This is a genomic window from Flavobacterium sp. (assembly GCF_028712645.1).
Classification (GTDB): Bacteria; Bacteroidota; Bacteroidia; order Flavobacteriales; family Flavobacteriaceae; genus Flavobacterium.
In genome coordinates, this window is sequence record NZ_JAQTPQ010000081.1 from 1 (window position 1) to 13,759 (window position 13,759).

At 33.4% G+C, this 13,759-nt stretch carries 12 protein-coding genes and 1 tRNA gene; 5 read left to right on the forward strand and 8 right to left on the reverse strand.

Features of this window, described 5'->3' with window-relative positions; all coding sequences use genetic code 11:
* Positions 1 to 165: 165 nt before the first annotated feature.
* On the forward strand, positions 166 to 1,773 hold the full coding sequence (locus tag PHC28_RS07950; protein WP_300098398.1) for a L,D-transpeptidase family protein: 1,608 nt from the start codon (positions 166 to 168) through the stop codon (positions 1,771 to 1,773).
* Here the strand turns inward: PHC28_RS07950 and PHC28_RS07955 are convergent.
* The 8 genes from PHC28_RS07955 to PHC28_RS07990 form a co-directional block, all read right to left on the reverse strand.
* Complete coding sequence (locus PHC28_RS07955) at positions 1,725 to 1,868, reverse strand: hypothetical protein (protein ID WP_300098401.1); 144 nt, start codon at positions 1,866 to 1,868, stop codon at positions 1,725 to 1,727. The genes PHC28_RS07950 and PHC28_RS07955 overlap by 49 nt on opposite strands.
* Before the next feature lie 164 nt (positions 1,869 to 2,032).
* A complete protein-coding gene (locus tag PHC28_RS07960; RefSeq protein WP_300098404.1) occupies positions 2,033 to 2,935 on the reverse strand; it encodes a hypothetical protein in 903 nt (300 codons plus the stop codon).
* Positions 2,932 to 5,310 carry an ATP-binding protein gene (locus tag PHC28_RS07965; protein ID WP_300098408.1) on the reverse strand — a complete coding sequence of 793 codons (2,379 nt, stop codon included), beginning with the start codon at positions 5,308 to 5,310 and terminating at the stop codon, positions 2,932 to 2,934. Before PHC28_RS07965 ends, PHC28_RS07960 begins: the two co-directional genes overlap by 4 nt.
* Before the next feature lie 3 nt (positions 5,311 to 5,313).
* Positions 5,314 to 6,531: a DNA cytosine methyltransferase gene (locus PHC28_RS07970; RefSeq protein WP_300098411.1), complete on the reverse strand. Its 1,218-nt coding sequence runs from the start codon at positions 6,529 to 6,531 to the stop codon at positions 5,314 to 5,316.
* Between the two features lie 171 nt (positions 6,532 to 6,702).
* On the reverse strand, positions 6,703 to 7,995 hold the full coding sequence (locus tag PHC28_RS07975; protein WP_300098414.1) for a DNA cytosine methyltransferase: 1,293 nt from the start codon (positions 7,993 to 7,995) through the stop codon (positions 6,703 to 6,705).
* Positions 7,996 to 8,037: 42 nt separating this feature from the next.
* Complete coding sequence (locus tag PHC28_RS07980) at positions 8,038 to 8,697, reverse strand: hypothetical protein (RefSeq protein ID WP_300098417.1); 660 nt, start codon at positions 8,695 to 8,697, stop codon at positions 8,038 to 8,040.
* A gap of 138 nt (positions 8,698 to 8,835) precedes the next feature.
* Positions 8,836 to 10,929 (reverse strand): prolyl oligopeptidase family serine peptidase, encoded by a 2,094-nt coding sequence (locus PHC28_RS07985; RefSeq protein ID WP_300098428.1) that lies wholly within the window; start codon positions 10,927 to 10,929, stop codon positions 8,836 to 8,838.
* A gap of 212 nt (positions 10,930 to 11,141) precedes the next feature.
* Positions 11,142 to 11,215: transfer RNA gene (locus tag PHC28_RS07990), tRNA-Ala, on the reverse strand.
* A 126-nt stretch (positions 11,216 to 11,341) separates the two neighbouring features.
* Between PHC28_RS07990 and PHC28_RS07995 the strand changes: the two genes are divergently transcribed.
* The 4 genes from PHC28_RS07995 to PHC28_RS08010 are packed head-to-tail and all read left to right on the forward strand — an operon-like array spanning position 11,342 to position 13,553.
* Positions 11,342 to 12,106, forward strand: a complete 765-nt coding sequence (locus tag PHC28_RS07995; RefSeq protein WP_300098419.1) for an enoyl-CoA hydratase/isomerase family protein — start codon at positions 11,342 to 11,344, stop codon at positions 12,104 to 12,106.
* A 3-nt stretch (positions 12,107 to 12,109) separates the two neighbouring features.
* Positions 12,110 to 12,286, forward strand: a complete 177-nt coding sequence (locus tag PHC28_RS08000) for a hypothetical protein (protein WP_300098422.1) — start codon at positions 12,110 to 12,112, stop codon at positions 12,284 to 12,286.
* Between the two features lie 32 nt (positions 12,287 to 12,318).
* Positions 12,319 to 12,771 (forward strand): 6-carboxytetrahydropterin synthase, encoded by a 453-nt coding sequence (locus PHC28_RS08005; protein WP_300098424.1) that lies wholly within the window; start codon positions 12,319 to 12,321, stop codon positions 12,769 to 12,771.
* Between the two features lie 23 nt (positions 12,772 to 12,794).
* Positions 12,795 to 13,553, forward strand: coding sequence for a UDP-2,3-diacylglucosamine diphosphatase (locus PHC28_RS08010; RefSeq protein WP_300098426.1), 759 nt, complete (start codon positions 12,795 to 12,797; stop codon positions 13,551 to 13,553).
* The last annotated feature ends 206 nt before the right edge of the window (positions 13,554 to 13,759 follow it).

Below are 13,759 nucleotides of genomic sequence, written 5' to 3' on the forward strand. Positions count from 1 at the left end.
GTAAAAATAAAATACTCAAAACCGATTGAACTAAAACATACTGACAAATGGTATTATTTCCAAAAAAATTAGAAACATAACGTTCGAAAATAATCCTAAAAACAATTGTAATCCATCGTTTTTTTTGTATATTTTATGATGACCCTTCAATAAAGGAAAGCAACTATGAAAAAATCAATTATTACAATTCTAATCCTCGCTTTTGTGTTTTCGCTTACGAGTCTATCTTGTAATCACAAGCACGAAAACAAAATCAAAGCCACTATCATTGATTTGGCAGTTGCCACAAATGACGTTCATAAATACAGTAAAATTCCTTTCGACAGCACATTAGTAGCTCCGTTTTTCGAAAAATATCCAGACCTTAAGATTTTCGAATCTGATGTAGAGACTTTATATCGAAAACATCAATTTCAATACATTTGGTTTGACAAAAAAGGAATTAATGAAGTGGGCGATTTGTTGTGTGATAAAATCAACAATTTGCAAGAGGAAGGCGTTCAGGTTGTTGTTCCTTATAAACAAAAACTGGGCGAACTCTATCAACTTTCTATTGAATCCGAAAAGCCAAATTTGGAAACCGAGCTCTTAATCTCTTCGCTCTACTTTTTTTATGCCAATAAAGTTTATAAAGGGCTTGACGCCAATAAATCAAAGGAAATAGGTTGGTATTTGCCCCGAAAAAAACTATCCTACGTCAACTATTTAGATTCCCTTTTGGTCAATCCCTCTTTAATAAATAAAGATGAAAAAGAAGTTTTGGGTCAATATTACCAACTTAAAGAAGTCCTGCAAAATTATCGAAAAATTGAAAAAAATGGCGGATGGAACACCATCGATTTCCAGCCAAAATTAAAATCATTAAAACCTGGAGACACTTCTAGAACCATTACCCAAATTAGAAAATGGTTATTTTTAGCTGGAGATATTTCAAAAGATTCCAAAAGCAATTTATACGATACCGTACTAAAAGCTGGAGTTTTAAAATTCAAAAACAGGTTTGCCTTTAGTCCCGACTCACTCATCACACCAAAACATATTGCTGAAATGAATGTGCCCATAGCGAAACGCATCAAAACCATTATGGTTAATCTGGAGCGTTGCCGATGGATTTCTAACGATATTTTCAAAGCTCCTGAATTCATCGTTATCAACATTCCATCCTACCAATTAACGTATTTCAAGAACGACAAACCCGCTTTGCGTTCAAAAGTGGTTGTAGGCAAGGTTATGAATAAAACAGTCGTTTTTAGTGCCGATATGAAATACATTGTGTTCAGTCCTTATTGGAATGTTCCCAAAAGTATTATAAAAAAAGAAATTCTCCCTGCTATTGCAAAAAACAGAAATTATCTCGCAAAGCACGATATGGAATGGGATGGTGACAACCTTAGACAAAAACCGGGTCCTAAAAATTCTCTAGGTTTAGTTAAATTTTTATTCCCCAATTCGAATTCTATTTACCTGCACGACACGCCTTCAAAAAGCTTGTTTGATGAAGAAAAAAGAGCTTTCAGCCACGGTTGCATCCGAATCGAAAAACCTAAGGAATTAGCCAATCTTATTTTGAAGGATGATGAAAACTGGACTCCCGAAAAAATAGATGCTGCTATGAATGGCGGAAAAGAAATGTCGTACACACTCAAAAACAAAATACCAATTTATATTGGTTATTTCACAGCTTGGGCTGATAACGACGGAACTATTCATTTCTATCATGACGTTTACGAAAGAGATGAACAACTAGCTTCTTTATTGTTTGAGAATGAATAAATTAGTTGGGTTTTCTTTTCTAATTCTCCTGCGAAATAGGTCTCTAATCTTTCGTGACCTTCTATGTTTTTGTCTGTGTTAAATTGAATTTTCATAACTAAGTATTTATTGTTTTTCTCAAATCTAGGACTCTTTTTTTATAAAAAAATAGCCGCTTTAATAAAATATTGTGAAAATATATGGAATGTAGTTTTTGTATGATAGTTTTGAAAATGAAACTCAAAATTAGGGGGACTTAAAAATAGAGTCTTTCAATTTTCTAAATTTTTGACTGAAGACTATCCAAATTATCTTTATGAACGATAATGTTTTTTCTTATATCTCTACATTTATCTTCATTGAAATCAATCCCTTCTTTTTTATCAATAAAGTACTCCCTCCCAGTATTAATATCCTTAACAAAAACAGCATGAGCAAACTCATTTCTTACTTTTATAATATTCATTCTAAAATCTTTAATAAAATTAGGCATCCCAATTGAATTTGCTATTTCTTCAATTGCACTCGCTCTTTGAGACGAAGAAAATAGAATGGGTTCCGATAATACTTTGCCAAAGTTAGTGTTCCTTTTATATTTTTCTGATTTTTCTAGTTTTTCTTTATGAAAACTAATCAACTCATCAAGAACTTTATCAATGATATTTTGATGTTCAGTTTTACTAGTATAGATTTCTACAATTTCTAGCATTTGCGCATCGAGATTACTTACTTCATTCATAATCATACCACGCATCGCTACAATATTTTGAAATTTTTTGATAGTTTGATTAATCACCTCTGTAATTTCATTTTCTAATTCTTTATAATCACCTCCTGTTAATTGATAAAAAGTTATACGATTATTACTAAAAAGCTTTATATCTTTTACATTATTATTTGCTGAATAGAAAAATATTTCTGTGAAATTATGTTGGCTATCTCGAATAAAATCAATTACTTGATTACCGAAAGTTCCTTCATTTAAGGAATAATCAGTTATAATTATATCAAATTCTTTTTTGTTGGAAAATATTTTTTTAAATTCATTAAAATCTTCTGCTTCAATTATATTACAATTAAAGTACTGATTTAAAAGGAATTCTTTTGTATCATTAATTATTCTTTGAAAAGGTCGGTCCTTAATTCTGTCATCAACCCATAAAATATCGTAATTTAACTTCATAATGGAAATGTTATAATAAATTCAACTCCTTTTTCAAAATCATTATTTATTCTTATAGATGCTCCTAGTTTTTTCAATGTCTCTTTTGTCTGATAAAGCCCAATTCCTGAACCATTTGTTTTAGTAAAACCAAAGTCAAATATTTTATCTTTTATTTCTTCTGGAATGCCATCACCATCGTCTTTAAAATATAGAATAAGTTCAGATTTAATTTTAATCCATTTAATAATTATGTTTTTTGAATTTGCTTTTTTTGAATTACTAAATAAATTATCGAACAAAACAGTTATTTCTAATGGTCTAAACTTGGTTTTATACCCTATGTTTTCTAGTGGCTCAAAGATTATGTTAATTGGTCTTTTTTGATGTATAAAAGAAGTGATAGGGATGTAATTATTTACAACATAATCATATGAAAATTGAACTATATCTTCTGTTATTCTTTCGCTTTCCATACTAAATCCAGCATTTGTTACAAATCTTGACGCACTTAATATTTTTTTAACTTCCAGATTAATATTAAGAACTTCTTCAATTAACTTGTCTTTGGATAAATTGCTATTTATTGATTTTACTAATTCATCGAGACTGAAAGTTATATTACCAGCGGTATGAACAATTTGATGCTGTAATGTTAATAAATCATCTTTGTCCCTGTTGTTTATTGAACTGTCAAATAGTTTTTTTGAAATTTCTTCATTTAATTCTATGGATAATTTTTCGTTTTCAATTAGCTTTTCAAATGCTTCTGCTTCTGCTTCATCTTTTACTTTACGCAGTTCATCAATTTTCTTTTCTGCCTTCTTGATTGTACTAATAACCTCATCTTTATTAAAAGAATCCGTTTTTATTTGTTCGGTAAGATTACTTAATACTGTATTTATGGAGTTTTCTGATTTTTTATTTAAAATGCTTAGAATTTCATCCGAAACCTCAAACCTTATAACATTTTTTGAATTCGTTAACCCATTTAACAACTTCCTTAAGTTATCATTAATATCATTAATTTTCTCATTTTCTTGTCCTTGGTTTTTTACAAAAACATTATCAAAATTGATAAATTCTTCAGGAGAAAGTGAATTCCCCCAATCTGTAACATCAATAATATATTTCTCTAATTTTTTTAAAGTCTCATAAAACCAATTTTCTAAATCAAAATAAGTTTCAGTTTTTATTAATCCATCACCTCTACTGGATGTTTCACGAAGATTATTGTTGTTTCCTTCAATTGAAATATAACCAATAACTTCTCTAGTTCCTAAATATCGACTATGTCCTTGAGCTTTCCTATTATCCATTTTTAATGGATCTTTTCCTCTTTCACCATAAGGAAAAATTCGTAACCCATTTTTGTATACAAAAATATGTCCATACTCAACTGGCTGTAGACCCATTCTCCTGCTAAAAGTTAATTTGGCAGATACATTCAAATAATAAATTGAAAAATTCAAATCTGTAAAATTTTCAAATGGATTTTCTTCAGTTACTGAATATACCATTTTACCTGCTTCAAATAATGTTGTAATTATTTCTGAACCAGAAACTTTAGACTCAATGTAAGTAGTTTTGATTCCTAAAGTATCAAATATTAAATTTTGAATATCTCCATTAACAATCTTTATATATTTGACTAAGCTAGGATCAATAGGACTTTTAGGATGATTTACTTGTTTCTTGTTTTTTAGAATTTGTTCTTTATCGTTTTCAAGTTCTTCCTTGACTTTTAACGTGATGTTAAAAGAATCGTTTTCATTAATTGTATTAGGATTTATCAATCTTGAAAGAGCATCTTTTAATTGGAGAAACTTATCTCTACTCCATTTGCTTTTTAAATTAGTAATTTCTAGAACTGTTCCGTGTTCAACATCATAATTACTTTCATCAATAGTTTCTTGTAATACAGTTATGTTGACAAATTCATCTTTAATATCTCCTTCAAACTTATTCCAGTCAGTTATTAAAACTTCAATTTTTGGATTTAACTCCTCTTTAATTGTTTCTAAATAAAGATTACTCCCTAGTCTGTCGCAAGAAAAGCGACCAATCCCTTTTGCACCAGCGTATGCTCTCTTGACTTTAATTTTGTCACGATAATCATAACTATCTTCCTCTGTTCCTTCAATTTTTGCGGAATATGCTAAAAACAACCATTTGTTTATTAGATCATCATAGTTCATTCCCTTTCCGTTGTCTTTTATAATTATCTTGGCTCTACTAGAATAAATATTTTCAAATATAATTTCAACTTTTGTTGCGTGAGCATCATAAGCATTTTTCACTAATTCAAATACAGCAATAAAATCATCATTGATTAAATCACTTCCTATAATGTTCTTTAAAGCAGAACTAACTTTGAATGATAATGGGTTTTGCATTCTTTAAATAAGTTGTTTTAAAATCAATCCACTTTGTTCACTAAAAAGTGGCGGAATTGCATTTCCAATTTGCGTATATCTTGGTACTTCTTGAGTTCTTAATTTCCCGCCTGTAGTGTATTTCCCTTGAAATTGATACCAATCTGGGAAAGATTGAATACGTGCATATTCTCGAACTGTTAAAATCCTTGGCTCTGAATAATGTATATAATCATCTGGAAGCGTTGTAATCGTTGGGGTTTTATCAATGCTATTCAAAGGAATAACTGTACGCTTTTTTATGCTATACTTCTCTTGAATTAATTTACTAATGTTTAAATTTCTTCTGTCTTTAGTTTCTTCAAGAATGTTTTTGAATCTTTCGATAATTATTGAAGAATGCTTTGGAAAACGATGGCTATCCGCAATTGTATTTTCAACACCCTCACGCATTAGTTTTTGATAATTCCCTTTTTCCTTACCATAGATTCCTGATTGAAAACTTGGGAAATCTGGCGTTTCTTTTAGTCCATTCCCTTTAAACAAATCAGAAATAGCATCTTGTAGATTGGTTTGAATATTCAATCCTTTTTCTTTTAAAAATTCAAAACGATTTCCTTTCAAAGAATCAAAAAAACTTTCTGCTTTTTCTTGCGAAGCATTTTTTAAGTTCTTTTTTATTCCAACTAGAATAAAACGAGTTCTTTTTTGGGGAACTCCGTAATCGCCAAAATTCACCAATTGCCCTTTTACAAAATATCCAGCATCGTCAAGCTTTTGGGTAACTTGCGATGAATAGGCAATTCCTTTTTCCTTATTTTTCTTGAATTCCATTGTAAAACCTTTCACATTTTCGAAGAAAATAATTTTAGGTTCTACAATTTTCACAAAATTGATATACGAATTTATGAGGTCATTCCTTAAATCAAATTCATTACGTTTTCCTGCCATTGAAAAGCCCTGACAAGGCGGTCCGCCTGCTATCATTGTCACTTTCCCTTTGAGTTTTTCTAAATTAGAAATGTAATTTTCAAGAACTGAATTTATTTCGAGAGCTTTCTTGGGTAACCATTTTGGCCAATCAAAATGATTTTTATTATTGATTAAGTTGTACTCTAAAGTCTTAAAAGCATCGGGACTTTTTTCAACAGCAAAAACACCTTTCCATCCTGCTTGATGCAATCCTAATGATAATCCGCCACAGCCCGCAAAAAGATCTATGTAGGTTAACTTCTTCTTCATAATCAAATAATTCTTGTATGTTACTTTGAGAGGAAATACATTTATCTAAAATGTAAGAAAAATATATACTGTCAAAGTTAGAAATATTTGTCAAATACCCAATAAAATGTTCAAATATTTTAATTTATTTTAAATCTTTTTCTTACAAAATTAAACATTGCAATTATAATTCTATATTAATTCATACGATTTTTGAATCGCCAAACCAATCGCTTTTGACAATAATGGCGGAACGGCATTGCCTAATTGCACCAATTGTTTGTTTTTTGGACCTTCAAAAATAAAATCATCGGGAAAAGATTGAATTCTTGCCATTTCTCTGGCTGTCAAAACTCGGGGCAATTTTGGATGCACATTTACACCGCCGTGATTTTCTTTGATGGTGCAAGAAGCCTCGTTCCAAGGACATTTTTTCCAAGCATCAGAATAGCCTTTGTAGAGACTTTTCCCTTCTTCGAGTTGCAACATTCTTTCGGCCATATCGGGACGATGCTTGGTTTGCACGTGATTGAATTCGATGTTATCACCCATTTCCATCAAGTCGCCAATGGCTTGACCCGTGGTGATATATTCGTTGGGTTTCAAAAAAGGTTTTGGGTGAAAATTAGTTTTATCAATACGATTTCCCATAAAAATAACTCGATCTCGCTTTTGAGGAACACCATAATCGGCAGCTCGCAAAACGGTTACTTTCATTTCATAACCCGCAGCTTTGAAATCGTTGATAATCATTTCTTCGACTTTGCCTTTGTGCATCGATCGGATGCCAACGACATTTTCGCAAACCACAAATTCGGGATTCAGGGTCGTCACGATTTCTAATAATTCTTTGTAAAGGGAATTTCTGGGATCGTCAACAATTCGGTTGCCAGCCATACTAAATCCTTGGCACGGAAACCCGCCAGCCACAATATTTAATATTCTTCCTTTGAGTTCTTTTTGTACGGTAGCATAAAATTCGGCTTTCTTTTCAGGCGATTTGATATCGCCTTCTATGAACGGATGTTTGAAATTTCTTCGGTAAGTTTTTCCAGCTGCTTCGAACCAGTCGAGACCGCAAACACCATTCAATCCTGCCATTTCAAAACCTTTCGTAAGACCTCCTGCTCCTGAAAACAAGTCCACAAAAGTTAATTTAGATTTTTTTGGATTCTTCCAATCGTCAACAATATCAACCCAATTTACATCATCTTTCGAATTATTTTTGTAATTATTAGTCGATTTTGAAGTGTTTTTAGACTTTATTGCTGTGGAATCAGCATCTAAAACTTCTCCTTTTTTCGTCTCGATATCATTGATAAAATCATCCAATGATTGCACGGGGATTTTATAAACTCCGCCAATTTTGGTCGATGACAAAGCTCCGCTGGCAATATGTCTCCGAACGAGTTTTTGGGAAACACCCAGTTTTTCGGATATTTCAGTAATGCCGAAATAGGAATTATTTTGTGATTCTTTATCCAAAATGATGTTGTTTATTTGGCGCAATTTACAAAAATGAAACTGCTAAAAAAATTTATGAGAAATCGATTTGTCGAAATTTTCGAAAATGAATATCCCGTCAGCTTTTACGTTTTGGTAGTTGATGAAAGTTGATGTTTGCGAAATTTTCTCCGAATATTCCTTGTACAATTGCATCTTGAAATCCCAATGACATCTCAAAACCATTTCCCTTTCCGGATTTCTAAAAGAATGATGAATGATGAATAACCTGTTTTGAATATTATCTCGAACGCCACGACTTTGCTTTTCATAAAAAAACCGTATCATCTCACTTGGATCTTGAATTAACGCATCAATAGTGTTTCTGAAAATCTTCGGAATAACCGTTCCTTTGACGTCGAATCGCAATTCGGGATTTCCGTTAAATTCGATATCGTACGCTTGGTCTTTCGAATTTGGATTTGGTTTTACATTATCGTTTGTACAGAAAATATATTCGTCACATTGAGCACATTTCCACAAAAACCATCGTCTTCTAAAATAATTTTTATCGGTTTCGGATAAATTTTGTATTCGGATTTCCAATTCTGCAAAGGAATTAATTTGAAACATATTCATTTTAAAATCGGTGCCATCATTTTGAATCGCACCCCAACAAAGCGGAATTGACTTTATGAGTTGCTGTAAATCGGAAGAAAGTTGAAGATATTCTTGATGTGTCATAGTAAACAGCTATTAATCATATCAATAATAGTGATTTTTAGAATAAGTTGGTTCTTTCGAAACGAAAAAAGTATCAAAACGAAAAACCCTGTAAATCCGAAGATTCACAGGGTTTTTAAATTTTAAATTAGGTTTAAATTATTGTTTTGGCAAAGCTTTAAAACCCATATTATACAAAGTAAAAGCTTGTATATCGGCATTTTCCTGGATGGTAGCTTCCACTGATTTACCTGCTCCGTGACCCGCTTTCACGTCGATACGGATTAAAACAGGATTGCTTCCGCTTTGTTTTTCCTGCAACTCGGCAGCAAATTTAAAACTGTGAGCTGGCACGACTCTATCGTCATGATCACCCGTTGTAACCATTGTGGCAGGATATTGTGTTCCCATTTTTACATTATGCACTGGCGAATATTTTCGAATATATTCAAACATTTCCTTGCTGTCTTGCGAAGTTCCGTAATCATAAGCCCAACCTGCTCCAGAAGTAAAGGTGTGGTAGCGCAACATATCCATAACACCCACGGCTGGCAAAGCGACTTTCATCAAATCGGGACGTTGTGTCATAGTTGCTCCAACAAGCAAACCACCGTTTGATCCGCCACGAATGGCAAGAAAACTGGAAGATGTATATTTTTGAGCAATCAAATATTCGGCAGCTGCAATGAAATCGTCAAACACATTTTGCTTTTGCATTTTGGTTCCTGCATCGTGCCATTTTTTTCCGTATTCGCCACCACCGCGCAAATTGGCCACCGCATAAATTCCGCCATTTTCCATCCAAACTGCATTGGCAATACTGAAACTCGGTGTCAAACTGATATTAAAACCACCGTAAGCATAAAGAATCGTTGGGTTTTTACCATCGAGTTGCAGTCCTTTTTTGTGGGTAATCATCATCGGGATTTTAGTTCCGTCTTTCGATGTATAAAAAACTTGTTTCGATACATAATCTTCGCTTTTGAAATCCACTTTTGGTTTTTGATACACTGCCGATTCTCCATATTGTGGTTCCAAAGCATAAATCGTTCCAGGTGTAATATAATTGGCAAACGAATAATAAACCGTTTTATCCGTTTTCTTTCCGCTAAAACCTCCCGCAGTTCCCAGTCCTGGCAATTGGATATTGCGAACGAGTTTTCCTGAATAATCATATTGTCGAACCAGAGAAACCGCATCTTTTATGTAATTGGCAAAGATAAAACCACCACAGGTAGAAGGCGTTAAGACATTTTCTGATTCAGGAATAAAATCTTTCCAGTTTTCAGGTCTTGGATTGCTCACATCAACAGTAACGATGCGTTTGTTAGGCGCATTCCAATCGGTTTCGATATACAATTTACTGCCTTCGTTTTCAATGACACTATTATCGCTATTGAAATTATCCACAATGGCAACAATTGGACTGTTGACTTTAGTTAAATCTTTAAAATACAATTCATTTCCATAGGTAGAATTCGCTGCCGAAATAATTAGATAGTTATCATCATCTGTAACGCTACCACCCACATATCTTCGTTTTTGGTCTGCGCCAAAAATAACTTGGTCTTCTTTTTGTAAAGTTCCCAGTTTATGAAAATACAACTTGTGTTGATCTGTTTTGGCCGACAATTGACTGCCTTTTGGTTTGTCATAACTGGAATAGAAAAACCCTTCATTTCCTTTCCAAGACAATCCGCTGAATTTTACATCGACCAAAGTATCTTCGACTATTTTTTTGTTAAGGGTATTCATAATAATTACTTTTCGCCAATCGCTCCCACCTTCTGAAATGGAATAGGCCAGAATCGAGCCGTCTTTAGAAAAATCCATTTCGCCCAAAGAACTTGTGCCATCTTTAGAAAAAGTATTTGGATCTAGAAAAACTTCTTCTTTGCCAGAAATATCTTTGCGATAAAAAACCGATTGGTTTTGCAAACCATTATTTTTGAAATAATAAGAAAAATTTCCTTCAGTAGAAGGCGACCCTATTTTTTCGTAATTCCACAGTTTTTGCAATCTGGATTTCAATTCATTTCTAAAGGGAATTTTTGACAAATAATCATAGGTCACTTCATTTTCTTCCTTTACCCAAGCAGCCGTTTCAGCCGATTTGTCATCTTCTAGCCAACGATATGGATCTTGAACCTTGGTGTCGAAATAAAAGTCAACCGTTTCTCCTTTTTTAGTTTGCGGATATTTCACATTATTTAATTTTTGTCCGAATGAAGCTACCGTGGAAATTACAGCCATTATCAACATTGTTTTTTTCATCAGAATCGATTTATTATTCAGTACAAAAATATGAAAACATAACATATATTACAGCAAATGTTAAAAAAGAAGCAAATCAAAAAACAGAAGATATTCCAGTTCGAATAATTTTGAATTGGATTGTGGAGAAAATTAGGTAATTGTAGTAGAAATAAAAAACCGTAACAGCTTTTAGCTTATTACGGTTTTTGTGGAGAATATCGGATTCGAACCGACCACCTCTTGCCTGCCAGGCAAGCGCTCTAGCCAAATGAGCTAATCCCCCGAACTAGGGCGCAAATATAACATTTTAAAATAGCAAAATACAAATTTCGAAAAACAAATCTATCCTATTCGAAAAAAAAGCACAAGCTTCCCTTAATATTTTTAACTTTACATCAAAATTGGTGAAATGACAAATCAAAACCCGAAAGGCACACTCATCACAACAATCGAAAATAAAGTCGCAATCCTCGAATTTGGGCATCCTGCGAGCAATTCTTTTCCGTCTGATTTGCTTGACCGATTGACAAACGAACTCAACGATTTAAGCAATAATTCTGAAGTTTCCGTAATTATTTTGAAAAGTACCGGAACCGGAGTGTTTTGTGCTGGAGCCTCTTTTGATGAACTTAAAGCGATTTCCAATTTAGAGGAAGCCACTAAATTCTTTTCAGGATTTGCCAATGTGTTGAATGCAATGCGCAATTGTTCGAAAATAATTATCGGAAGAATTCACGGAAAAGCAGTTGGAGGCGGAGTTGGAATTGCTGCCGCCTGCGATTATACTTTGGCAACTAGTGGAAGCAGCATCAAATTATCGGAACTAGCCATCGGAATTGGCCCTTTCGTAATTGAACCTGCCGTCACTCGAAAAATTGGAAAAAGCGCAATGGCAGAAATGACTTTGGAAACGGAATGGAAAACAGCTTCTTGGGCAAACCAAAAAGGATTGTATGACAAAGTATTTGAAACCTCAGCCGAATTAGATCTAGAAATCACGGCTTTCGCCAATAAACTAGCCAATTATAATCCAGAAGCTTTGACAACAATGAAAAAAGTTTTTTGGGAAGGAATCGAAAATTGGAACAGCCTGCTTTATGAAAGAGCAGCAATTTCAGGAAAACTATTGCTCTCTGATTTTTCAAAAAAAGCATTAAATCAATTTAAAAAATAAACAATGACACACCTCATCTTGCCTTTGTTACAAGTAAATGTTGTAGAAAAATTAAAGGTCGCGCCAGACAGCAGTTATGAAACTGGAGTACTTATTGGATCGTTTCTTCCTTTCGTTTTATTAGTAGGAGTTGCCTATTGGATGTATTATCGCGCTAAAAAAGGAAGCGAAAAGGAGTAGATGTATTAAATTTGCAGTCAAATAAAAACAGAATGAGCAAAATCAGAATCACAAAAAAGTTTAGTTTCGAAACCGGTCACGCCCTTTACGGTTACGATGGGAAGTGTAAAAACGTACACGGACATAGTTATAAATTGTCGGTGACGGTAATAGGAACGCCTATTATAGATAGAAATGATGCAAAATTTGGAATGGTTATCGATTTTACAGATTTAAAAAAAATAGTAAAAGAGGAAATCGTTGACCAGTTTGATCACGCCACGGTTTTCAACGAAACAACGCCCCATATCGAATTAGCAAACGAACTAAAAACACGTGGACATCACGTAATTTTGGTGGATTACCAACCTACAAGCGAAAATATGGTGGTCGATTTTTCGAAAAGAATCATCAGCAGATTGCCCGAAAATATTAAACTTTTTTCTTTAAAATTACAAGAGACTGAATCGTCGTTCGCCGAATGGTTTGCAAGTGATAATTTGTAATTCAAAATCCCTACTTTAGCTTTATGCAAATGTCTCCCAACAAAAAAATATATTTCGCCTCCGACCAGCATTTTGGCGCGCCAACTCCTGAATTGAGTTTTCCTAGAGAACAAAAATTTGTGGCTTGGCTAGACAAAGTTAAAGAAGATGCCGAAGCTATTTTCTTATTGGGCGATTTATTCGATTTCTGGTTCGAATACAAAACTGTGGTTCCCAAAGGTTTTGTGCGAATTATTGGAAAACTTGCTGAGATTCGCGACAGCGGAATTCCTATTTATTTCTTCGTAGGCAATCACGATTTATGGATGGATAATTATTTCCAGAAAGAACTCAATATTCCTAATTATCGCGATAATAAGGAATATACTTTCAACGATAAAACCTTCTTGATTGGTCACGGCGACGGAAAAGGTCCGGGAGACAAAGGATATAAACGAATGAAAAAAGTCTTCACAAATCCGTTTTCAAAATGGTTGTTCCGATGGCTTCATCCTGACATTGGCGTTCGTCTTGGTCATTATCTTTCGGTGAAAAACAAACTGATTTCTGGCGATGAAGACGTGAAATTCCTTGGCGAAGAAAACGAATGGCTTATTTTGTATTCTAAAAGAAAACTCGAAACCAAACATTACAACTATCTCGTTTTTGGTCACCGTCATTTACCGATGATTAAAAAGGTTGGCGAAAACTCCGAATATGTAAATCTGGGCGACTGGATTAATTATTTTACGTATGGTGTTTTTGACGGAGATACTTTTGAAGTGAAGAAGTTTGAATTTTAAAACCATATAAGTCATATAAGGTCATTTAAGTAGAATTGAGCTAACTTATATGACTTATATGGTAAACATTTTCCACTAGTCCTGATTTTCGTGTTCTTCCAAATCTTTTTGTAAATCCAAATTCCTGAAAGAAGGTAATTTAATTCCAGTAAAAATTACAATTAAAAGCGTCATACTTCCACCAAAAACAACTGCTCTAACAGTTC

Excerpts from the sequence above, each read along its gene's own strand:
- PHC28_RS07960 (WP_300098404.1), bottom strand. The coding sequence starts at position 2,935 with ATGAAGTTAAATTACGATATTTTATGGGTTGATGACAGAATTAAGGAC.
- PHC28_RS07965 (WP_300098408.1), bottom strand. The coding sequence starts at position 5,310 with ATGCAAAACCCATTATCATTCAAAGTTAGTTCTGCTTTAAAGAACATT.
- PHC28_RS08005 (WP_300098424.1), top strand. The coding sequence starts at position 12,319 with ATGAGCAAAATCAGAATCACAAAAAAGTTTAGTTTCGAAACCGGTCAC.
- PHC28_RS07995 (WP_300098419.1), top strand. The coding sequence starts at position 11,342 with ATGACAAATCAAAACCCGAAAGGCACACTCATCACAACAATCGAAAAT.
- PHC28_RS08000 (WP_300098422.1), top strand. The coding sequence starts at position 12,110 with ATGACACACCTCATCTTGCCTTTGTTACAAGTAAATGTTGTAGAAAAA.
- PHC28_RS07985 (WP_300098428.1), bottom strand. The coding sequence starts at position 10,929 with ATGGCTGTAATTTCCACGGTAGCTTCATTCGGACAAAAATTAAATAAT.
- PHC28_RS07980 (WP_300098417.1), bottom strand. The coding sequence starts at position 8,697 with ATGACACATCAAGAATATCTTCAACTTTCTTCCGATTTACAGCAACTC.
- PHC28_RS07950 (WP_300098398.1), top strand. The coding sequence starts at position 166 with ATGAAAAAATCAATTATTACAATTCTAATCCTCGCTTTTGTGTTTTCG.
- PHC28_RS07955 (WP_300098401.1), bottom strand. The coding sequence starts at position 1,868 with ATGAAAATTCAATTTAACACAGACAAAAACATAGAAGGTCACGAAAGA.
- PHC28_RS07970 (WP_300098411.1), bottom strand. The coding sequence starts at position 6,531 with ATGAAGAAGAAGTTAACCTACATAGATCTTTTTGCGGGCTGTGGCGGA.
- PHC28_RS08010 (WP_300098426.1), top strand. The coding sequence starts at position 12,795 with ATGCAAATGTCTCCCAACAAAAAAATATATTTCGCCTCCGACCAGCAT.